General features: G+C 57.1%; 15 protein-coding genes. 11 read left to right on the forward strand and 4 right to left on the reverse strand.

Features of this window, described 5'->3' with window-relative positions; translation table 11 throughout:
• Window positions 1-149 precede the first annotated feature (149 nt).
• Window positions 150-1,580: an alkaline phosphatase gene (gene phoA, locus J9880_RS19570; protein ID WP_232769806.1), complete on the forward strand. Its 1,431-nt coding sequence runs from the start codon at window positions 150-152 to the stop codon at window positions 1,578-1,580.
• 61 nt (window positions 1,581-1,641) lie between these two features.
• Here the strand turns inward: phoA and J9880_RS19575 are convergent, their stop codons facing one another.
• Window positions 1,642-2,553, reverse strand: a complete 912-nt coding sequence (locus J9880_RS19575) for a cation diffusion facilitator family transporter (protein ID WP_119827242.1) — start codon at window positions 2,551-2,553, stop codon at window positions 1,642-1,644.
• A gap of 264 nt (window positions 2,554-2,817) precedes the next feature.
• Between J9880_RS19575 and J9880_RS19580 the strand changes: the two genes are divergently transcribed.
• The 3 genes from J9880_RS19580 to J9880_RS19590 are packed head-to-tail and all read left to right on the forward strand — an operon-like array spanning window position 2,818 to window position 7,239.
• Window positions 2,818-4,008 carry an HlyD family secretion protein gene (locus J9880_RS19580; protein WP_095921768.1) on the forward strand — a complete coding sequence of 397 codons (1,191 nt, stop codon included), beginning with the start codon at window positions 2,818-2,820 and terminating at the stop codon, window positions 4,006-4,008.
• On the forward strand, window positions 4,005-5,573 hold the full coding sequence (locus J9880_RS19585; RefSeq protein WP_095921767.1) for a DHA2 family efflux MFS transporter permease subunit: 1,569 nt from the start codon (window positions 4,005-4,007) through the stop codon (window positions 5,571-5,573). The genes J9880_RS19580 and J9880_RS19585 overlap by 4 nt, the downstream gene beginning before the upstream one ends.
• The gene (locus tag J9880_RS19590) at window positions 5,557-7,239 is read left to right on the forward strand and encodes an efflux transporter outer membrane subunit (protein ID WP_232769807.1); all 1,683 of its coding nucleotides are present in this window, start codon (window positions 5,557-5,559) and stop codon (window positions 7,237-7,239) included. Before J9880_RS19585 ends, J9880_RS19590 begins: the two co-directional genes overlap by 17 nt.
• A 7-nt stretch (window positions 7,240-7,246) precedes the next feature.
• Here the strand turns inward: J9880_RS19590 and J9880_RS19595 are convergent, their stop codons facing one another.
• Window positions 7,247-8,188 (reverse strand): AraC family transcriptional regulator, encoded by a 942-nt coding sequence (locus J9880_RS19595; protein ID WP_095921765.1) that lies wholly within the window; start codon window positions 8,186-8,188, stop codon window positions 7,247-7,249.
• A 163-nt stretch (window positions 8,189-8,351) separates the two neighbouring features.
• Between J9880_RS19595 and J9880_RS19600 the strand changes: the two genes are divergently transcribed.
• The 7 genes from J9880_RS19600 (at window position 8,352) to J9880_RS19630 (ending at window position 17,015) form a co-directional block, all read left to right on the forward strand.
• Window positions 8,352-9,185 (forward strand): oxidoreductase, encoded by an 834-nt coding sequence (locus J9880_RS19600; RefSeq protein ID WP_095921764.1) that lies wholly within the window; start codon window positions 8,352-8,354, stop codon window positions 9,183-9,185.
• A gap of 134 nt (window positions 9,186-9,319) precedes the next feature.
• Window positions 9,320-10,327, forward strand: a complete 1,008-nt coding sequence (gene corA, locus J9880_RS19605; protein ID WP_195816969.1) for a magnesium/cobalt transporter CorA — start codon at window positions 9,320-9,322, stop codon at window positions 10,325-10,327.
• A 177-nt stretch (window positions 10,328-10,504) separates the two neighbouring features.
• Window positions 10,505-10,924: a hypothetical protein gene (locus J9880_RS19610; RefSeq protein ID WP_232769808.1), complete on the forward strand. Its 420-nt coding sequence runs from the start codon at window positions 10,505-10,507 to the stop codon at window positions 10,922-10,924.
• 187 nt (window positions 10,925-11,111) lie between these two features.
• Complete coding sequence (locus tag J9880_RS19615; RefSeq protein ID WP_232769809.1) at window positions 11,112-11,372, forward strand: copper-binding protein; 261 nt, start codon at window positions 11,112-11,114, stop codon at window positions 11,370-11,372.
• A 14-nt stretch (window positions 11,373-11,386) separates the two neighbouring features.
• Window positions 11,387-12,640 carry a TolC family protein gene (locus tag J9880_RS19620; protein WP_232769810.1) on the forward strand — a complete coding sequence of 418 codons (1,254 nt, stop codon included), beginning with the start codon at window positions 11,387-11,389 and terminating at the stop codon, window positions 12,638-12,640.
• Window positions 12,640-13,884: an efflux RND transporter periplasmic adaptor subunit gene (locus tag J9880_RS19625; RefSeq protein WP_232769811.1), complete on the forward strand. Its 1,245-nt coding sequence runs from the start codon at window positions 12,640-12,642 to the stop codon at window positions 13,882-13,884. The genes J9880_RS19620 and J9880_RS19625 overlap by 1 nt, the downstream gene beginning before the upstream one ends.
• On the forward strand, window positions 13,881-17,015 hold the full coding sequence (locus J9880_RS19630; protein ID WP_232769812.1) for an efflux RND transporter permease subunit: 3,135 nt from the start codon (window positions 13,881-13,883) through the stop codon (window positions 17,013-17,015). The genes J9880_RS19625 and J9880_RS19630 overlap by 4 nt, the downstream gene beginning before the upstream one ends.
• A gap of 176 nt (window positions 17,016-17,191) precedes the next feature.
• Here the strand turns inward: J9880_RS19630 and J9880_RS19635 are convergent, their stop codons facing one another.
• Entirely contained in the window at window positions 17,192-19,618 is a 2,427-nt protein-coding gene (locus tag J9880_RS19635) for a DUF3772 domain-containing protein (RefSeq protein ID WP_095921757.1), read from the reverse strand.
• A 109-nt stretch (window positions 19,619-19,727) separates the two neighbouring features.
• Window positions 19,728-20,546 (reverse strand): hypothetical protein, encoded by an 819-nt coding sequence (locus tag J9880_RS19640; protein ID WP_232769813.1) that lies wholly within the window; start codon window positions 20,544-20,546, stop codon window positions 19,728-19,730.
• Window positions 20,547-20,550: the final 4 nt, after the last annotated feature.

The following is a 20,550-nucleotide window of genomic DNA, read 5'->3' on the forward strand; positions in this document are numbered from 1 at the left end:
CCGCCTCCCCCTTCGCAGGGGGAGGAGTAAATCCAAATCCATTCCATCACTGTCATTAAACCGTCACAACTCTCCCTTAACCTTCCGGTAACAAAAAATATCCATATGTATGTTTTTATTTCCGACGGTTTAAAAAAGGAGTTTTGATAATGCAACAATCCGTATCCCTTATCGCCCGCGCAGTCACTGCCGCGCTGCTGCTTTCCGCCTCTGCCACCTCACTCGCCGCCGAAACTGACACGCTGACTGACCGCGCGGCAAAAGGTGTGCTGACCGAACCGGGCGGTGCCCGTCGTCTGAGCGGTGACCAGACCGCCGCGCTGAAAGCGTCGTTATCCGACAAGACGGTGAAAAACGTGATTTTGCTGATCGGCGACGGTATGGGTGATTCTGAAATTACTTCTGCTCGTAACTATGCTGAAGGCGCAGGCGGCTATTTTAAAGGCATCGATGCCCTGCCGCTGACCGGCCAGTACACCCATTATTCTCTGGACAAGAAAACCCGTAAACCAAGCTACGTCACCGATTCCGCCGCTTCCGCGACAGCCTGGGCGACCGGCGTTAAAAGCTATAACGGCGCGATTGGCGTGGATGTAGACGGTAAAGATCACCAGACTATCCTTGAGATCGCCAAAGCCGCTGGCAAGGCGACCGGCAACGTCTCCACGGCTGAATTGCAGGATGCGACCCCTGCCGCGCAGATCGCCCACGTCACCTCGCGTAAGTGCTATGGTCCGGAAGAAACGGCGGAGAAATGCGCCAGTAACGCGCTGGAAAATGGCGGGCGCGGTTCAATCACTGAGCAGTTATTGCAGACCCGTGCGGATGTGACACTCGGCGGCGGCAGAAAATCCTTCAGCCAGCTGGCGAAAGCCGGGGAATATCAGGGTAAATCCCTGAAAGATCAGGCGCTGGCACAAGGTTATGTGTGGGTAGAAAACGCGGAACAGCTCAGCGCGATCACCCAGGCCGATCAGAAGAAACCGGTGCTCGGCCTGTTCTCTGAAGGCAACATGCCGGTGCGCTGGCAGGGCCCGAAAGCCACTTATCATGGCAACATTGATAAACCGGCTGTCACTTGTGAAGCCAATCCGCAGCGCACAGCCGATATCCCGACACTGGCCGCCATGACGGAAAAAGCCATCGACCTGCTGAAAGCTAATCAGAACGGTTTCTTCCTGCAGGTGGAAGGTGCCTCGATTGATAAACAGGATCACGCAGCGAATCCGTGCGGACAGTTTGGTGAAACTGTCGATCTGGATGAAGCCGTGCAGAAAGCACTGGAGTTTGCCCGTCAGGATGGCAACACGCTGGTTATCGTCACCGCCGACCACGCCCATTCCAGTCAGATTATCGAAGCCGATGCCAAAGCACCCGGCCTGACGCAAACGCTGACCACCAAAGACGGCGCGCCGATGACCATCAGCTACGGTAACTCAGAAGATGATTCGCAGGGACATACCGGAACGCAACTGCGCATTGCCGCGTTCGGCCCGCATGCGGGGAATGTCGTCGGTCTGACCGACCAGACGGATTTGTTCTATACCATGCGGGATGCCATGGCGATTAAAGCGCAATAGTGAGGGTTTTGCTTTGCTCCTTCCCCTGCGAAGGGGAGGGAGTTAACTTCAGGCCTAAACCTTAGTGCAATAAATTATCCAGTCTGTCGTCATCTATCCCGTCCGGCTCCAGATGTGCTGTCACATCCGCTGATTTGAACAGTTTGCTGACCGCCATTTCCGCCGCATCACCGATATCGTGCCCGATATCCACCGTCAGATTACCGTCAACCTCGACGTGGAATTCGACGAAGACGCGGTCGCCGCCGTTACGGGTGCGGATGTCGTGCACACCGCGTACCCCTTCCACACTTAATACTGCCGCTTTTACGCGCTTGCGATCGTCGGCGCTCAGTTCGCGGTCCAGCAATTGTTTCAGTGCATCCGCCGCCATGCCACGGGCATTCCACAACATATAGAAAGAAATCAGTAACGCGCCGATGGAGTCGGAACGCGTCCAGCCGAAATAACGTTCAAATATCAGCGCCAGCAGGACGGCGATATTCACCGCAACGTCGGTGATGTAGTGCGCGCGGTCAGCGGCGATGGCGGTCGAACCGGTGCGTTTCACGACGTAGGTTTGCATCAGCACCAGACCGGTTGCAGCCAGTGAACTGCCGATGATCACCCAGATCCCCAGCCCCAGTTGCGCCAGCGGCGCGGGGTTAATGATACGCCCGATGGATTCACCGCCGAGCACCAGCCCTGCGCCTCCCAGTAAAAGCGCCTGCACAAACGCCGCCACGGCTTCCGCCTTGCCATGTCCGTAGCGATGGCCTTTATCCGCCGGACGGATGGCATAACGCACGCCAATCAGCGTCACCATCGACGCCAGCACATCCACCAGACCGTCGGCGGCGGAGGTCAGCAGCGCAATCGAACCGGTGGCGGCCCATGCCCAGACTTTGACGCAAACCAGGATCAGCGCGACACACAGTGACACCAGCGAGGCAATACGGGTCAGCCCTTTATAGGACGGTGCAGGACGGGTCATGGTTTGCCCCACAGGAGCGGATGTTGTTGGGAATTTTTCACGCGAATTTCCTGAAACAGAGAATCAACTTTATTTGATAAATACAAATACCAGCCCAGCATTATAACCCATTTCCCACTTTTAAGACGTTCCCTATGGTTTGGATCTTCGTGCCATCCTTAAGGTTAATTGACATGGATTTACTTGCATTTACATCAATACGTTCTAGCTTAAAACAAGATTTCTTTGTTCCGGCGCGTGGCCGCTGATAACCAGAAGAGCACTATGACAAACGATAACAAAACACAGTCTTCGGCGTCCGCTGACGCCAATACCGAACACGATTCCAGCCAGGTCAAATCAGGAGAAGGTCACAAACAGGATCCGAAAGACCAGAAAGATCCCGACAACAGCAATCAGGATAACGATGAAAAGCGTAAAGGCCCCGGCAAAAAGCCGTTGATCATCCTCGGAATTGTCGTGGTGATCATGGTGGTGGTGGCGCTGGTGTGGTGGCTGATGACCAAAGATCAGGTCAGCACCGACGATGCCTTTACCGAAGGCGATGCCGTGACCATTGCGCCGAAAATCGCCGGTTACGTCACCAGTCTGGCGGTAAAAGATAACCAGTTTGTGAAGAAAGGCGATTTGCTGGTTGAAATCGACCCGCGTGATGCCACAGCGCAGCGCGATCAGGCGCAGGCGCAACTCGGTCTGGCCGTCGCTCAGTTACATCAGGCGCAGGCGCAATATGATCTGGCGAAAGTACAATATCCGGCGCAGCTTGCGCAGGCGAAAGCTCAGCAGACCCGTGCTGAAGCAAACCTGCTGAATGCCACCGCCGATTTCCGCCGTCAGCGCGGCGTAGACCCGCGTGCCACCACACAACAAAATATTGATACGTCCAATGCGCAGGTGCGTTCTGCAACGGCTGATCTGGAAAACGCCAAAGCGCAGGTGCAGGTTGCCGCGCAGGTGCAGCTGAATATCCGTCAGGCCGAAACCAACGTCGAAGCCCGTCAGCAACAGGTGGAACAGGCGAAAGCCCAGCTGGAAACCGCGACGCTCAATCTGTCCTATGCGCAGGTGCGCGCGCCGTTCGACGGCTATGTCACTAAACGTAATGTGCAGGTCGGCACGCTGGTGCAGGCAGGGACTTCGCTGTTCTCGGTGGTATCGAAAGATATCTGGATCGCCGCGAACTATAAAGAATCCCAGCTCGAACGTATGCGTCCGGGCAACAAAGTAGAAATCACCGTCGATGCCTTCCCGGACATCAAACTTCAGGGCCATGTGGACAGTATCCAGCAAGGCACCGGCTCGCGCTTCTCGGCCTTCCCGGCTGAAAACGCCACCGGTAACTACGTGAAAATCGTGCAGCGCGTGCCGGTGAAAATCGTCATCGACAGCGGGCTGGATGAGAATCACCACCTGCCGCTGGGGCTGTCTGTTGAACCGACGGTGACCGTCGAATGAATGAAGATCGCAGCTACTGGAAACCCAAGGCCAATCCGTGGGCAGTTGCCGCCGTCGTAACCATTGCGGTGTTCATGGAGATTCTGGACACCACCATCGTTAACGTGGCGCTGCCGCACGTCGCCGGATCGCTGTCTTCCAGTTATGACGAATCCACCTGGGTGCTGACGTCCTATCTGGTGGCGAACGGTATCGTGCTGCCCATTTCAGCGTTTCTCAGCCGCGTGATGGGGCGTAAAACCTACTTCCTGATTTGTATCGGCATGTTCACCGTGTGCTCCTTCCTGTGCGGGATCGCCACCGAACTGTGGCAGATGATTCTGTTCCGCATTTTGCAGGGCTTTTTCGGCGGCGGTTTGCAACCGATCCAGCAATCGGTATTGCTCGATTACTTTAAACCGGAAGATCGCGGCAAGGCGTTTGGTCTGTCTTCGATTGCCATTATCGTCGCGCCGGTGGTCGGCCCGACGCTCGGCGGTTACATCACCGATAACTTCAGTTGGCGCTGGGTATTCCTGATCAACATTCCGGTCGGGATCATTGCGTTGCTGGCGATTTATCAGCTGCTGGAAGATCCGCCGTGGGAACGCAAGGCCAAAGGCAAACTCAGCATCGATTACATTGGTATCGGGCTGATTGCACTGGGTTTGGGTTGCTTACAGGTAATGATGGACCGCGGCGAGGATGATGACTGGTTTAAATCCGGCTTTATTGTCACCTTCGCCGTACTGGCCGCAACGGGGATTGTCGGGGCGATTTACTGGCTGCTGTACGCCAAAAAGCCGGTGGTCGATTTGCGCTGTATGAAGGATAAAAACTTTGCCGTCGCGGGCTTACTGATGGCCGGTATGGCGATGATTCTGTACGGCAGCTCAGTGGTGATCCCGCAACTGGCGCAGCAGCAACTGGGTTACACCGCCACGCTGTCGGGGCTGGTGATGTCGCCGGGGGCGATACTGATCGTGCTGTCGATCCCGCTGGTGCTGAAACTGATGCCGGTGGTACAGACCCGTTACATCATTGCGTTCGGTTTCTTCCTGCTGGCGGCCTCGTTTATCTATTCGGCGACGCTGACCCCGAATGTCGATTTTGAAACGCTGGTGCTGTACCGCAGTGCGCAGTCGATCGGGCTGGGTTTCCTGTTTGTGCCGCTGACCACCATCGCATTTATTACCATCCCGCAAAAAATGAACGCCGACGCCGCCGCGCTGTTTACCATGTTCCGTAACGTCGCGGGGTCGATTGGTATTTCGCTGGCGACAGCCGGTGTCACCGAGCGAACGCAGGCACACAGCGCGCATATGGCGCACAACATGTCGCCGCTCAATGAACAGTTTAATCAGGCGGTCAGCAAAAGTGCCGAAGCGATCCGTGATTTTGCCCACGTGGTCGGCGACCCGATGCAACTGGCGACGGTGCGGATGTATCAGGAAATGATTTCCCAGTCGCGCATTCTGGCCTACATCGACGTATTCGGTTACTGCGCCATCGTCGCCATTATTTTGATCCCGTTTTGTTTTCTGCTTTCGCCGGTTAAGAGCGAAGGTAATGCCGGAGCACATTAAGTTGAACAAAAAAAGCTCTACTCTGAAAATTCAGCCATCAGTGATACCGTCCTGCTCCTCCCCCTGCGAAGGCGGAGGCCGGGAGGGGGTTTTACATTCAGGCACCCGGTTCCTGACACTCTCGACCTTAACGCTGGTATTAGCGGCATGTTCGGTTGGCCCGGACTACCAGAAGCCGAATCCGGTGACGCCGACGGCGTATAACGATATGACGCAGCCGAAAGACAAAGACGGCGCGTCGATCGCCCTGCCCTCGGAACCCAATCCGTTGTGGTGGAAAGCCTTTAACGATCCGCAACTCGACAGCCTGATCAGCCGCGCGATTGCCGGGAATATCTCCCTGCAACAGGCGGTGCTGCGCATTGCCGGTGCCCGCGAACAGGTGAAACAGGCCGAAGGTGCTTGGCTGCCGTCGGTGCAGGGCAGCGCGAAAATGACCCGCCAGCAGCTCGGGCTGAAAGGTATTCTGGATTCCAGCGGCGCGTCGCAGCAACTTGACGATCTCGGCCCGGAAGCCTCCGGCGCTATCGGCGCGGCCACGCGACCGGTGAATTTGTATCAGGGGAGTTTCGATGCCAGCTGGGAGCTGGATTTGTTCGGCGGCACGCGGCGTCAGGTCGAAGCCGCCAATGCGCAGACACAATCCTCCATCGAACAACGCAACGATGCCCTGGTTTCGCTGGAAGCGGAAGTCGCCCGGGCCTATCTGCAACTGCGCGGGGCGCAAAGCGTGACGGCGGCAATTCAGACGCAAATCGACGTCGCGCAGCAAACGTTAGACCTGACACAGAACCGTCAGCAGAACGGGCTGTCGCCGCAGCTTGATGTCGAAAATGCCCGTGCGCAGTTAGGTTCCCTGCGCGCCCAGTTACCGCAATATCAGGCGCAGGAACGTCAGGCGATGAACGGGCTGGCAGTATTACTCGGTCAGACGCCAGGCTCGCTGGATGCGGAACTTTCGGCCGTGAAACCGATGCCTGCCCTGCCCGCTGCCGTGCCGGTCGGCGTACCGTCACAGCTGGCGCGCCGTCGTCCGGATGTGCGCAAAGCCGAAGCCGATCTCCATGCCGCCACCGCGAATATTGGTGTGTCCGTCGCGCAGATGTTCCCGAGTATTTCGCTCACCGGCCAGTTTGGTATGCGTAATACCGACGTCAGTTATCTCGATAACTGGAGCAGCCACTTTTACTCCTTCGGCCCGCAGATTTCCCTGCCGATTTTCCAGGGCGGACGTCTGGTCTCCAGCGTGCACCTTTCCCGCGCACAACAGGCCAATGCCGCGCTCAACTATCGCCAGACCGTGCTGACGGCGCTTCAGGATGTGGATAATGCGCTGGTGAATTACCGCACCGATCAGGATCAGGTCAGCGGATTAGATCAGACCACCGAAGCGTTGCAGACCGCCTTTGATCTGGCCAGCGACAGTTACCGTCAGGGGCTGTCTACGTTCATCAACGTGCTCGATGCCCAGCGCCAGCTGGCACAGGCGCATCAGCAATCAGCCGAAGCAAAAGTGAAAACCAGCACCGATCTGGTGTCGCTGTACAAAGCCCTGGGCGGCGGCTGGGAACCGTATCAGAACGTAGAATTACCGACCTACACCGTGTTTGGCCCGGCAGCCACGCCGGAGGTAAAAGTCAAAACCACCTCTGGCATAACGCCTTAATCGCGATTTAATGCGAAGAAATAAAGTCTGAAGGCGTGACCGGGGCAGGAAGGGAAAAATTCTGTCTCATGCGCGCCACTTCGCTGACCGGCGTCAGCCCGAATAAGCGTTTAAATTCGCGGCTGAACTGCGACACACTTTCATATCCCACCCGCGCGCTGGCCGCCGAGGCGGTCAGATTATTGCGTAACATCAGTAATCTGGCCTGATGCAATCGGGTGGACTTGAGATACTGCATAGGCGAGGTATCCGTCACCGTTTTAAAGTGGCTGTGAAACGTCGGCAGGCTCATGCCCGCTTCTTTCGCCAGCGCATTCACATCGAGGTGCGAATCGTATTCTGCGTGCAGTTTCCGTAATGCCTTCACCACTTTGCCAAACTGTCCCTGCATGGCCAGCGCGCTGCGCAACGTGCCGCCCTGAGCGCCGGTCAGCACGCGGTAATACAACTCGCGCATCATTGCTTTGCCCAGAATTTCCGCATCGAGCGGAGATGCCATCACCTGCAAAAACCGCAAAACCGACGCCCGCATCGCATCATCCATCAGACTCGACACCATACTTTTCGGCGCTTCCACCTGCGGCGCGTGGCAGGCATCAAGTTGCAACATCAGTTCCGCCGCCAGACTGAAATCGAGTCGCAGATAAATGGCCAGCATCGGTTCGCTGGCACTGGCGTCCGTTTCCATGGTGAAAGGCACCGGCACCGACACGGTCAGATAATGTTGCGCGTCATACAAATAGACATCATTGCCTAAAAAGCCACGCTTTCTGCCCTGCACCACGATCACAATCCCCGGCTCATATAACACCGGCGTACGCAGCAGCGGACGGTTTGAGCGTAAAAAGCGCACATCCGCCAGCGCCGTGAGGTTGTAGCCTTCAAGGGGGGTGAGCTGGTCCAAAAGCGCGATCATCTGTTCGGTGACTGTCAAAGCCGGAAACCTCATTTCAACCTGAAAATATCTCGCGGAAAGTGAATGAAGTGTCGCACCGGGAATCCGCCGCGTCCAGACACCTCAGAGGAACAGGCAAACATCTGAGAGGATAGGGGCTACGTATTTGATGTTGCCCGCCCTATTCTGCAACTCCGCTTTTAAACGAGGAGTTTATATGAGCCAGTCTAAATTATTCTTCATCACCGGCGTCAGCAGCGGATTTGGCCGTGCGCTGGCAGAAGAAGCCCTGAAAGCCGGGCACCGTGTCGTCGGCACGCTGCGCAATGCACAGGCCTGTGCAGAATTCGACGCACTGGTCCCCGGCCGCAGTTTTGGCCGCGTACTGGATATCACGGATTTCGGGGCGGTCGCTCCGCTGGCGGCAGCCGTGGAACAGGAAACCGGTGCGGTTGACGTGCTGGTCAACAATGCCGGTTACGGTCACGAAGGGATTATGGAAGAGTCGCCGTTAAGCGAGGCGCTGCATCAGTTTGACGTCAATGTGTTTGGCGCGGTGGCGGTGATCAAAGCCTTCCTGCCCTATTTTCGTCAACGCCGCGCCGGACATATTCTCAACATCACATCAATGGGGGGATTTATCACGATGCCCGGCATCAGCTATTACTGCGGCAGTAAATTCGCCTTACAGGGAATTTCTGAAACCCTGACCAAAGAACTGAAGCCGTTCAATATCGCGGTCACCGCCATTCAGCCGGGGTCTTTCCGCACCGACTGGGCGGGACGTTCGATGGTGCGATCGCCGCGAACGATCAGTGATTACGATGCCAGTTTCGATCCGGTGCGGGAAACGCGGGAAAAACGCAGCGGACATCAGCCGGGCGATCCGCAAAAAGCCGCGCAGGCCATGTTGCAACTGCTTGAAGTCCCTGAGCCACCGGCCTCACTGTTGCTCGGCAGCGACGCGGTGACATTCGTGCGGGAAAAGCTGCACCAGATGAACGCCGGTATAGATGCGTGGGAAGCGGTCAGCCGTTCCACCGACGGCTGAAGCCGTTTTTTTCTGAAACACTCTTTTAAGATCCCCGGTCAGCGCTTTTTATCAGACTGCGCTATTCTGTTCAGACACTGAAATCATCCTGCCTGCGGGCAGGATTTTTGTCTGAATAACAATCGGGTAAAACAATGAACTCCATTTCCAACGAAGATAAAAAACCCAGCTGTGATTCAGTGATCAACAGCGTGGCTTACCGCGACGGTAAGCGTTTGCAGGATGTGACCGTCGAAGACATCAGCGAAGTGCTGAAAGAGCCGGAAACCTTTGTCTGGCTCGGGCTGTGGCAGCCGGAAGATGCGTATATGCGCAGCATTCAGGAAGAATTCGGTCTGCACGATCTGGCGATTGAAGATGCACTGACCGCCCATCAGCGGCCAAAAATCGAGCAGTACGGCGAGTCGTTGTTTATCGTCACACACACCGCGCAAAAGGTGAACGACACCATTGAGTACGGTGAAACGCACATGTTTCTCGGCAAAAACTTCCTGATTACTATCCGCCACGGCGCGTCGTCGAGTTATAAAGCCATCCGTAAACACGCCGAAGAGCGCCCGGAAATGATGAATAAAGGGCCGGGTTATGCGCTGTATTGTGTGCTCGATTCCATCGTCGATAATTATCTGGAAATTCTGCATCAGTACACCGAACAGTTTGATGCCATCGAAAAACAGATGTTCCAGAATACCTTCAATCAGCAGGCCGTTCAGCATGTCTACAGCCTGCGGCGCGATTTGCTGTCGCTGCGCAACGCGGCGGTGCCGATGGAGGATATCTGTAACCAGCTCAGCCACCATTATGAAGAACTGATGCCGAAAACCCTGCGGGCGTATATTCGCGATGTGCAGGACCACGCTAATCAGGTGATCCGCACCACGGACGATATGCGGGAAATGTTATCGAACGCCATGCACGTCAATCTGGCGCTGGTGTCGGTGCATCAGAACGAAGTGGTGCAGCGGCTGGCGGGCTGGGGGGCGATTCTGGCGATCCCGACGGTGATTTTCAGCCTGTACGGCATGAACTTTAAAAATATGCCGGAACTGGATGACTGGTGGGGATATCCGGTCACCCTCGGTGTCACCGTCATCGGTTGCGGATGGTTATACTGGAAACTGAAAAAGTCTGGCTGGTTGTAAATATATTATCACCGGAAGCCGCACTTTAATTAACATGCGAATAACAGAAGCCGCTGTTATTCGCGTTCTTTAATTATCCTGACAATTTAAATCCTGAGTTATTCTGTTTCTCCTTTCCTCTGTGTGTTATTTGCTTATATACTCATCCGCATCTTTCCTTTGGAAATAATCATCAACATGTCAGTCCGTTTCGCGATTTCACAGTTTATGCATTCACTGCGCTTGCCCGGCAAGCGGGTCAGTGCGTTGCTGTTCGCGCTATGCTGGCTGATCCTCAACTCGCAAATCGCCCTCGCCAGCCATCAGTGCGACATGCGCCCGCCGGTGGAAAACACCGCAATGGCGCATAACATGACCATGCAAATGCCTGATTCTCCTGAGCATATGCAGAGTCAGTCGGTGCTGTGTGAAAAGCATTGCGTGCCGGAAAGAACCTCGTCTGACGGCGGTTCTGTCCCGCTGCTGGCGCTGCCCATCGTGCCGACCCTGGCGATGATCACTGTCGATGCCAGTATCGCCGTCACCACTGCAGACTGGGTCGCGCCGCCGGTAACCGCCCCTCCCGCTGAAGTTCAGTTCTGCCGATACAGAGAATAGCCCCTGCTGTCCTGAGTGTTTTTCTGCACTCATTATTCAATGAAATGAATTAGCCATTTATTTTCTGAACAATGGCAATATTTTATCTGATGACAGTATTGGAGTTATTCCCATGCGTGCTATTTTAAATTTAACTTTGTTTAGTCTTTTCTTTATTTCCGCTTATTCTTTTGCCGATGCCATGCCAATGGATCACGATCATAACGCGATGCAGCAAAATGCGCAGATCTATACCTCCGAAGGTGTGATCACCCAATGGCAGTCTGACCGTGTCGGTATTTCCCATCACGCCATTCCCGCGCTGAAATGGCCGGCCATGACCATGAATTTCCGTCTGCCGCCGGCGATCACCGCCAACACCCTGCCCGCCGGGACACCGGTCGCTTTCAGCTTTGTCAAAACTGACACCGCGTATCAGTTACAGACACTGACACCGCTGAATCGCTGACAGGGAGCGCCATCATGTTTGATTTACCGCGTCACCGCCGGGTGACGTGGCAATGGCTGCTGGCTTTTATGCCGGTCAGCGCCTTTGCCACACCTGTTTCCCTGCCACAGGCCCTGGTCGCCGCGCAGGATTATTCCGCAGAGCTGTCGGCCAGTCGTCATCAGATAAACGCGCTGGATAACCGCGCCGAATCGGCCATGCAGTTGCCCGATCCTAAGCTGAAATTTGGTATCGAAAACCTGCCGGTCAGCGGCGGCAATACCGAACGGTTCAGCCGCGAAGGCATGACCATGGAACGCATCGGCATCATGCAGGATTACGTCAGCAGCGATAAACGCCAGCGCAAAGCTGACACGCTGCGGGCGGAATCCCGTCAGGTGGCAGCCACCCGCCAGAGTATCCGGGCGCGATTGCAACGGGACACCGCGCTGGCGTGGATGGAACTGGCGACGGGAGAACAAACCGTCACACAGTTGCACACACTGGTGGATGAGAGTCAGCGGCAGATTGACGTACAGCGCGGCGGTGTCAGCAGCGGCAGTTCGTTGCCCGCCTCGGTGCTGGATGCCCGGCTGACGCTTGCCGGCATGCAGGACAAACTCACCGCCGCTGAACGGGATGTGCTGCTGGCGCGCACCCGTTTAAGCCAGCTGACCGGTATTGATCAGCCCGACATTCACGGAGCGATACCGGAAATCGGCGCGCTTCCGGCTCAGGCGACGGAAGCCGCCAGTGTCGAGCAGCATCCTGAAATTATTCAGGCGCGGCGGGAAGCCGATGTCGCGCAGGCAAAATCGTCACAGTCGGCCATTGCCGCCCTGCCGGATGTCGGCGTAGAAGTCTATTACGCCCACCGCGCCGACAGTTATGAGGATCTGGCAGGTGTGATGTTCACCGTCGATTTGCCTCTGTTCACCGCCTCACGCCAGGACAAAGATCATGCCGCCGATCAGTCAATGGCGATGGAAAGCAATGACCGGCTGGCGCAGCTTGTCCGCGATCATCAGGCACAGCTGACCAGCTTGCTGGCACAATATCGCGCGGCCAGCACAGTGTGGCAGCGGCAGAAAAACGACGTGCTGCCGTTACAGCAACAGCGCATCAGCGTCGTTCAGGCGCAGTATCGCGCCGGGAAAAGCAGCCTGAATGAGGTGCTCAGTGCCCGCCGTGACCTTATCGACAGCCAGATTGCCGAACGTAATGCCTCCCTTGAGGTCGCCCGCTATTGGGTCGCCCTGCGTTATCTTGCCCCTGTGGAGATGAATTAATGACTTCCGCTAAAACCTGCGGCCTGCTCGCCGCGTCCGTGCTTATCGCGCTTGCTGCCGGATTTACCGCCGGACGCCACAGCCAGCCCGACGCACCGTCTGCTTCCGCCACGCCCGCAGAACGCAAAGTGCTTTACTGGTACGACCCGATGACGCCGGATCAGCGTTTCGATAAGCCCGGCAAATCACCGTTTATGGATATGGATCTGATGCCGCGCTACGCCGATGAGGTGGCGGACGATGGCGGTGTGACGGTCAGCGCCCGCCAGCAGCAAAATCTCGGTATGCGCAGTGAAAAGGTGCAGATGCGGATGATTTCCGCGCCGCTGAATGTTTACGGCACGATCAGCGCCGATGAGCGCAGCCTGCGCACTGTCGCCGCGCGGGCGAACGGACTGGTGGAAAAACTGTATGTGGCCGCCAGCCAGCAGCAGGTGAAAAAGGGTCAGAAACTGGCCACCCTGTGGATACCCGACTGGACTGCCGCGCAGCAGGAATATCTGGCGGTGCGCCAGCTGGGTGACCGCAGCCTGACCGCTGCCGCCCGTCAGCGTCTGGCGTTGCAGTTTATGCCGGAAGACGTTCTGCGCCGCGTCGATAAAACCGGCCAGCCGCAAACCCGTACCGATGTGCTCGCGCCGGAAGACGGTTATCTCAGTCAGCTTTCCGTGCGCGAAGGGGCACAGGTCAGCGCCACGCAGCCGCTGTTCGAACTGACCAGCCTGAAACAGGTATGGATGGTGATGGATTATCCGCCTTCCGCCGCCAGCCAGATCCACACCGGCAGCAAAGTCACCGCCAGCACGGACAGCCAGCCGGGCGAGGTGTTTCACGGCACGGTCAGCGAATTGCTGCCGGACGTGGATGCCGTCAGCCGCACGCTGAAAGCCCGTGTGGTGATGGATAATCCGCAGCAAAAACTGCGTCCCGGCATGTACCTGAATCTCTCGCCAGATATCAGTACGCAGAAACCGGTGCTGGCGATCCCGCAGGAAGCGCTGATCCAGACCGGCAGCCGCAATACCGTCCTGCTCAACGACGGCAACGGACATTTCACCCCGCAGGCGGTGATCACCGGCGTGACGCGCGATGGCTGGACGCAGGTACTTTCCGGTCTTGAGGAAGGTCAGTCTGTGGTCACCTCCGGCCAGTTCCTGATCGACTCGGAAGCCAGCCTGCGCAGTGCGCTTCCTGCCACCGAAGCTCAGCAACCGGACGCACATCAGCACGGAGGTGATTTATGATTGCCGCCGTGATCCGCTGGTCGCTGAAGAACCGGCTGCTGGTGTTACTCGCCGCGCTGATGATGGCGGGCTGGGGCATCTGGTCATTGCAAAAAGCCCCGCTGGATGCCCTGCCGGATCTCTCCGATGTGCAGGTGATCGTGCGCGTGAGTTACCCGGGCAAGGCGCCGCAAATCATTGAAGATCAGGTGACCTATCCGCTGACCACCACCTTGCTGTCGGTGCCGGGCGCAAAAACCGTGCGCGGCTTTTCTATGTTCGGCGATGCCTATGTTTACGTGCTGTTCGACGACGACACTGACCCGTACTGGGCGCGCTCACGGGTGCTGGAATACCTGAGTCAGGTGCAATCCTCATTGCCTGCCGGTGCCAAAGCCTCGCTGGGGCCGGATGCCACCGGTGTCGGCTGGATTTATGAATATGCGCTGACTGACAAAACCGGTAAACACAGTCTGGAGCAACTGCGCGCCCTGCAGGACTGGACGCTGCGTTATGACCTGAAAACCGTGCCAAATGTCTCCGAAGTAGCAAGTCTAGGCGGGATGGTGCGCCAGTATCAGGTGGTCGCCGATCCGCAGCGGATGCGCGCCCGTGGCGTGACGCATCAGCAGGTAGTCAGCGCCTTACAAAGCGCCAATCAGGAAAGCAGCGGTTCATTACTGGAAATGGGCGAAGCCGAATACATGGTGCGCACCTCGGGCTATCTCAGCAGTCTGGCGGATTTCAACAATGTGGTGGTAACGGTTAACAGCGGTATTCCGGTATTGCTGGCGGATGTGGCGACCGTGCGCACCGGCCCCGAACTGCGCCGTGGCGTGGCGGAACTGAACGGTGAAGGCGAAGTGGCGGGCGGCGTGATTGTGATGCGTTCCGGCAAAAATGCGCTTGAAACCCTGAAGGCGGTGAAAGCGCGGCTGAATGCCCTCGCCCGCACGCTGCCCGCAGGCGTGGAAATTGTGCCAGTTTACGATCGCCAGCCGCTGATTGAGAACGCGGTCGACACCCTGTCGCATAAACTGCTGGAAGAATTCGTGGTGGTGGCGGTGGTCTGCGCGCTGTTTCTGTTCCACTTCCGCTCGGCGCTGGTGGCCATCATCACCCTGCCGCTCGGTATTCTCGGGGCGTTTATCGTCATGCATTATCAGGGGGTCAGCGCCAATATCATGTCCCTCGGCGGTATCGCGATTGCCATCGGCGCAATGGTCGATGCGGCGATTGTGATGATCGAGAATATGCACAAAGTGCTGGAGCAATGGCGGCATGATCATCCCGGCCAGCAGCCTGCTTCAGCGGATTACTGGAAGGTGTCTGAGCGCGCCGCCACGGAAGTCGGTCCGGCGCTGTTTTGCAGCCTGCTGATCATCACCCTGTCGTTTATTCCGGTGTTTTCACTGGAAGCGCAGGAAGGCCGGATGTTCTCACCGCTGGCATTCACCAAAACCTACGCAATGGCGGTGTCTGCCGGACTGGGTATCACGCTGGTACCGGTGCTGATGGGGTATTTTATTCGCGGCAAAATCCCTGACGAGAACGCCAGCCCGGTCAACCGCTGGCTGATCGCCGCCTATCAGCCGGTGCTGTCCGCCGTCCTGAAACGCCCGAAAACCACACTGGTGTTCAGCGGTCTGTTTCTGCTGGTGTCGTTGTATCCGCTGGCAAAACTCGGCAGTGAATTTATGCCGCCGCTGGATGAAGGCGACCTGCTGTATATGCCCTCGACGCTGCCCGGCATTTCCGCCCGTGAAGCCTCGCGGTTACTGCAACAGACGGACCGGCTGATCAAAACCGTGCCGGAAGTCGCCAGCGTGTTTGGCAAGGCCGGACGCGCCGACAGCGCCACCGACCCCGCGCCGCTGACCATGATCGAAACCACGATCCGTTTTAAACCCCGTGACCAGTGGCGACCAGGCATGACGCCGGACAAACTGGTGACGGAGCTGGATAATGCGGTGAAATTACCGGGCATCGCCAACGTCTGGGTGCCACCGATCCGCAACCGTCTCGACATGCTGGCGACGGGCATCAAAAGCCCGGTCGGTATCAAGGTGAACGGTAATAACATTGCGCAGATCGGGCAGGTGGCGCAACAGATTGAGCACATCGTCAGGCAGGTTCCCGGCGTCACTTCGGCGCTGGCCGAAAGGCTGGAAGGTGGCCGTTATGTTGATATTGATATCAACCGGCGTGAAGCTGCACGTTACGGTGTCACGGTTGCTGAATTGCAATCATTGGTCTCGACGCTGGTCGGCGGGGAAAATATCGGCGAAACACTGGAAGGCCGCGAGCGTTATCCGATCAACCTGCGCTATCCGCGTGAATTGCGTGATAACGTGCAGGCGCTGCGCGATTTACCGGTGCTGACCGCTTCCGGTGCGCAGGTACCGCTGTCGGCGCTGGCTTCCGTCAACATCACCGACGGCCCGCCGATGCTGAAAAGCGAGAACGCCCGCCTTTCGGACTGGATCTATGTGGATTTGCGCGGCCGGGATTTGAAATCTGCCGTTGAAGACATGCAGCAGGCGGTGAATCAGCAGGTGACCTTGCCGGAAGGCGTCACGGTGAGCTGGTCGGGGCAATTCGAATATCTCGAACGCGCCACGGCAAAACTGAAAATCGTGCTGCCGGTGACATTGATGATTATCTTCGTGCTGCTGTACGTCACGTTCAGCAACGTGCGCGACGCATTGCTGATCATGGCGACCCTGCCGTTCGCCCTGACCGGCGGCGTCTGGCTGTTGTATTTGCTCAGCTACAATCTTTCGGTCGCTGCCGCCGTCGGATTTATCGCCCTCGCCGGTGTCGCCGCCGAATTCGGGGTGATCATGGTGCTGTATCTGAATCAGGCCGTACAGCGCCAGCAGAAAACCGGTGATGCGCTGAGTGAAGCCGAACTGTGCGACGCCATTCACCACGGCGCGGTGCTGCGCGTGCGTCCGAAAGCCATGACGGTCGCCACCATTATGGCGGGTTTGCTGCCAATCATGTGGGGCGGAGGAACCGGTTCGGAAGTGATGCAGCGCATCGCCGCACCGATGATCGGCGGCATGGTGAGCGCCCCGTTATTGTCGATGGTGGTGATCCCGGTGGTGTATTTGCTGATGCATCGGAGGCGGGGAAACAAAACAGGTTAAGGAAAAGCAGAATGGGGGTTGCTTTGCTCCTCCCCCTGCGAAGGGGGAGGACGGGAGGGGGTTTTAAGGGCTGACACCGGGTCAAAGCATACTTCAACCTATTGATTTTACTTTAATACCCCACCCCAACCCTCCCCTTCGCAGGGGAGGGAGCCGACCGGATCATTCTTTGGGTTTTACTCCGCTACCGGCCCCCCCCTCTCCCCCGGTTTCTCCAGAATCATCGTCTGTGTCTGGCTCAGACTGATCCCCGCTGCGCGCAGCATTTTGAGGATTTCGTACAGCAAGTCACTGCGCGTGGCGCTGACCATACGCGGGCTGTTGACGTAACCGGTGACGCTCAGCACGATCCCGGTCGGGCCGAGTTCTTTAAAACTGACCGACGGCGCAGGCGCTTCCAGAATGGATTCATGCAGGTTGTAGGCTTCCAGCAATAACGTGCGGACCTGCTCGGGGTCGATGTCCAGCGGGAACGTCAGGGTGATGGTCGCCACGCCCTGCGCATTCCCCATGGTGGCGTTGCGGACGTTCTGCGAAATCAGCTGTGAGTTCGGCACAATCACCGTCGATTTGTCACCCAGCTGAATTTCCGTTGCGCGGACGTTGATACGACGGATATCCCCTTCCACACCGCTGATGCTGATCAAGTCGCCCACTTTCACCGGACGCTCCGTCAGCAGGATCAGGCCGGAGATAAAGTTCTTCACAATCTCCTGCAAGCCGAAACCGATACCGACCGACAAGGCGCTGACGATCCACGCCAGTTTGTTCCACTCGATGCCCAGCGACGACAGCGTCAGCAGGATCACCAGCACGTAACCGACGTTGGTGAACAGCGTCACCAGCGAGGCGCGCATACCGCGATCCATCATGGTTTTTGGCAGGAAATCGTTATCCAGCCAGCGGCGTGCGGAACGTAAAATATACCAGCCGACCACCAGACACAGCACCGCATTCACGGCATGTGCCGGAATGATGTTCATGCTTTCGAGGCCCTTTCCGCCCCAGATGTCGATGATTTTTGCCAGCAGTTCCAGCGGCGTGGTGGTTCCGAAAGTGCCGTTGAGCAGCGCCACGGCAGCCATCAGTAACAGCGCGGTTTTACCGATCGCCGAGAATAGCGTCGCGGCCAGCGATAAATGGCGGTCATTGACGCTCAGCGTGCTTTTGAGGATTTTGCCACTGTGGGTCGCCGGCGCAAACACGCTTTCACACAGGTCAACGACGAAGTGAATCAGCAGATACAGGCAACTGACCACCAGTCCAATCCACAGCAGTTCGAAGGTCACAAAGCGCGCCAGCGGAATATAACCAATCAGCAGCGCCATCAGGATCACGAACGCCGTCAGGCTGATCACCAGGTGAATCAGCCCGGCCAGCGTGGAACGGGCTTCGGTCTGCTCGCCCTCCGCCTTCATTTTGCGGCGCATACGGTTTATCCGCACCGGTGCAATCAGGCAATTGAGCGCAACCAGCAGGGCCGCTAATCCGTTACCAAACAGGGTGGCGGAAACGCTGGCTCCGACCAGATTGTTCAGCTGTTCGACAATACCGAACAGGAAAATAAAGCCCGCCAGCAGAACCGGGAAGGATGCCAGCGTTTTTGCCAGCGGATCGGCGATGCCCGGCAGACGCCATGACGGGTGATTATTGGAAAGCAAGGCGATACCGAGACCGGCGATCACTGCGCTGAAATAGGTCAGTTCAACCAGCTGTTCGGCAAATTCATTCACCCACGGCGAGGTGTCCGGCAGGCGGGTAAAAATGTAGCCCAGCAGCTGCACGCTGATGCCGAGCGTAAAGGTGGTGCTCAGCGTGGTGAAACAGGCCAGGAAGCTGCGGCGGAAACGTCCCTGCGGCAACCAGCGCGGCAGGATCCAGTTCATCGGTTTGTCCAGCACGCGGCGACCGAACAGACCAATCACCAGCGCCAGCAGCAGATAAATGCCGGTGCCGATGCGCCAGTCTTCGCTCCACGCCTGACTCCAGGCATCACTGACTTGTGAACCGAACTCCTCAAACCGCGCCGCGTCGTTGTCGTTTGGCGTGATCAGCGGCGACCAGAAATTACCGCCAAGAATGCTGCCGGTGTTCAGCGCAATCTGGGTTTTCAGCGCGTCACGGCGCAATCCGGAGATTTGCGACGACAGGTTTTGCGCGCCGACGGCGATGGCTTTGCTTTGCTCGATTTGCGTGGTGAGCAGCGTCTTGTTGTTGTTGAGCTTATTACGCTGGCTGATCACCTGCGGCGTTTCGGTCAGCGTGCCCGGCGCGGGGGCTGGCCCCAGCACATCGAGCTGCGCCTGAACCTGCGCAAGCTGAGGCGTCAGCGCGGCGGCCAGCTTGTCGGCTTCTTCCGACAGTTTCTGCGCGGCATCCGTCAGACCGGTAAATTTTTTGTCGGTTTTGGCCGAGGATACCTGCTGTTTCAGCTGGTCGAGACGTTTCTGCAATGCCGGTAAGGCCGTCGTGGCATTAACTTTAACCGGTTGTTCTGTCGTGTCAGGCTGACCTGTACTTTCATCCGCCTGACTCAGCGCAGGCGTTATCAGCAGACATGACAATAATGCCAGCAACAACGGCACTCTTAACATTTTTTGCATAGAAGGAGGTTTCCGGGAGTTCGGGAAATTAGTGTTTTAAAAATCCGGCTAAGAATACGCTTTCTCAGCCGGAAAAATAGCGTTTATCACTCCGAAAAGGGATTCGAATTCAGTTCTTCTGACCAAGCATCATTCTGAGTATAGCCGCCGAATCCGCTGGCTGGAGCGCCAGAATGCCGGAGTACAGGCTGATGGAGATTTCGCACACTTTCTCGCGATCCACATCCGGTTTGGTCAGGTCACTGAACATCTGCAACTGCTCGCCGTACATAGTGGCCAGCGCCTCACGCACCGGGGCCATCAGTTGCACCACTTTTTCGGTGCTGACCGGCGCGGGCTGAACGGTCTGGTTGCTGCCGGTCGCCAGCAGCAAATCGTTCATGGTGCTGAGGTCTTTCTGGAACAGCTGTGGCGGCAGCACTTCTGCGGTATTCACCCCGCCGCTGACCTGCGGATAGAGAAATTTAAAGCAACTGCCGTCTTTGCGCGCCTGCAAGGTTTGCATCTCTTCCAGATTGACCTGCATTGCCTCGTTCACATTGGCATCCGGCGCGTGCGTGATGCGCTGCGAAAGCAGCACCGACACCATCGGTTTCACGGTATCAATGGCTTCCTGCTGCGATTTACCCTCTTTCTTCATGTTCAGAATGTTGCTGCGGATCTGCGCATACAGCGCCGGTTCCTGCGCTTTGATGGTGTTGTACATCGGCAGCGCCGCCAGCGCCTGATCGATTTTCTGCTCTTCGCTGTTGCCTGCCAGACGCGGCTTGATCACCCCGCCCCACAGCAGGCTGCCGCCGATGATCACCACCAGAAATAAGATCACCGCCGGGATGCGGCAGATTTTGCCTTTTTTATGCAGCGCCGCGATCAGCGAGCCAGCCACCACGCCGATGACACCCCACACCATCACTTCAGTCCAGTTCATTTTC

It is taken from the genome of Rahnella victoriana, from assembly GCF_021276285.1.
GTDB classification, from domain to species: domain Bacteria; phylum Pseudomonadota; class Gammaproteobacteria; order Enterobacterales; family Enterobacteriaceae; genus Rahnella; species Rahnella victoriana.

Coding starts and splice junctions, on each gene's coding strand:
- J9880_RS19575 (WP_119827242.1), bottom strand. CDS start 2,553: ATGACCCGTCCTGCACCGTCCTATAAAGGGCTGACCCGTATTGCCTCG.
- phoA (WP_232769806.1), top strand. CDS start 150: ATGCAACAATCCGTATCCCTTATCGCCCGCGCAGTCACTGCCGCGCTG.
- J9880_RS19630 (WP_232769812.1), top strand. CDS start 13,881: ATGATTGCCGCCGTGATCCGCTGGTCGCTGAAGAACCGGCTGCTGGTG.
- J9880_RS19635 (WP_095921757.1), bottom strand. CDS start 19,618: ATGCAAAAAATGTTAAGAGTGCCGTTGTTGCTGGCATTATTGTCATGT.
- J9880_RS19615 (WP_232769809.1), top strand. CDS start 11,112: ATGGATCACGATCATAACGCGATGCAGCAAAATGCGCAGATCTATACC.
- J9880_RS19600 (WP_095921764.1), top strand. CDS start 8,352: ATGAGCCAGTCTAAATTATTCTTCATCACCGGCGTCAGCAGCGGATTT.
- J9880_RS19640 (WP_232769813.1), bottom strand. CDS start 20,546: ATGAACTGGACTGAAGTGATGGTGTGGGGTGTCATCGGCGTGGTGGCT.
- corA (WP_195816969.1), top strand. CDS start 9,320: ATGAACTCCATTTCCAACGAAGATAAAAAACCCAGCTGTGATTCAGTG.
- J9880_RS19625 (WP_232769811.1), top strand. CDS start 12,640: ATGACTTCCGCTAAAACCTGCGGCCTGCTCGCCGCGTCCGTGCTTATC.
- J9880_RS19610 (WP_232769808.1), top strand. CDS start 10,505: ATGTCAGTCCGTTTCGCGATTTCACAGTTTATGCATTCACTGCGCTTG.
- J9880_RS19595 (WP_095921765.1), bottom strand. CDS start 8,188: ATGAGGTTTCCGGCTTTGACAGTCACCGAACAGATGATCGCGCTTTTG.
- J9880_RS19590 (WP_232769807.1), top strand. CDS start 5,557: ATGCCGGAGCACATTAAGTTGAACAAAAAAAGCTCTACTCTGAAAATT.
- J9880_RS19620 (WP_232769810.1), top strand. CDS start 11,387: ATGTTTGATTTACCGCGTCACCGCCGGGTGACGTGGCAATGGCTGCTG.
- J9880_RS19585 (WP_095921767.1), top strand. CDS start 4,005: ATGAATGAAGATCGCAGCTACTGGAAACCCAAGGCCAATCCGTGGGCA.
- J9880_RS19580 (WP_095921768.1), top strand. CDS start 2,818: ATGACAAACGATAACAAAACACAGTCTTCGGCGTCCGCTGACGCCAAT.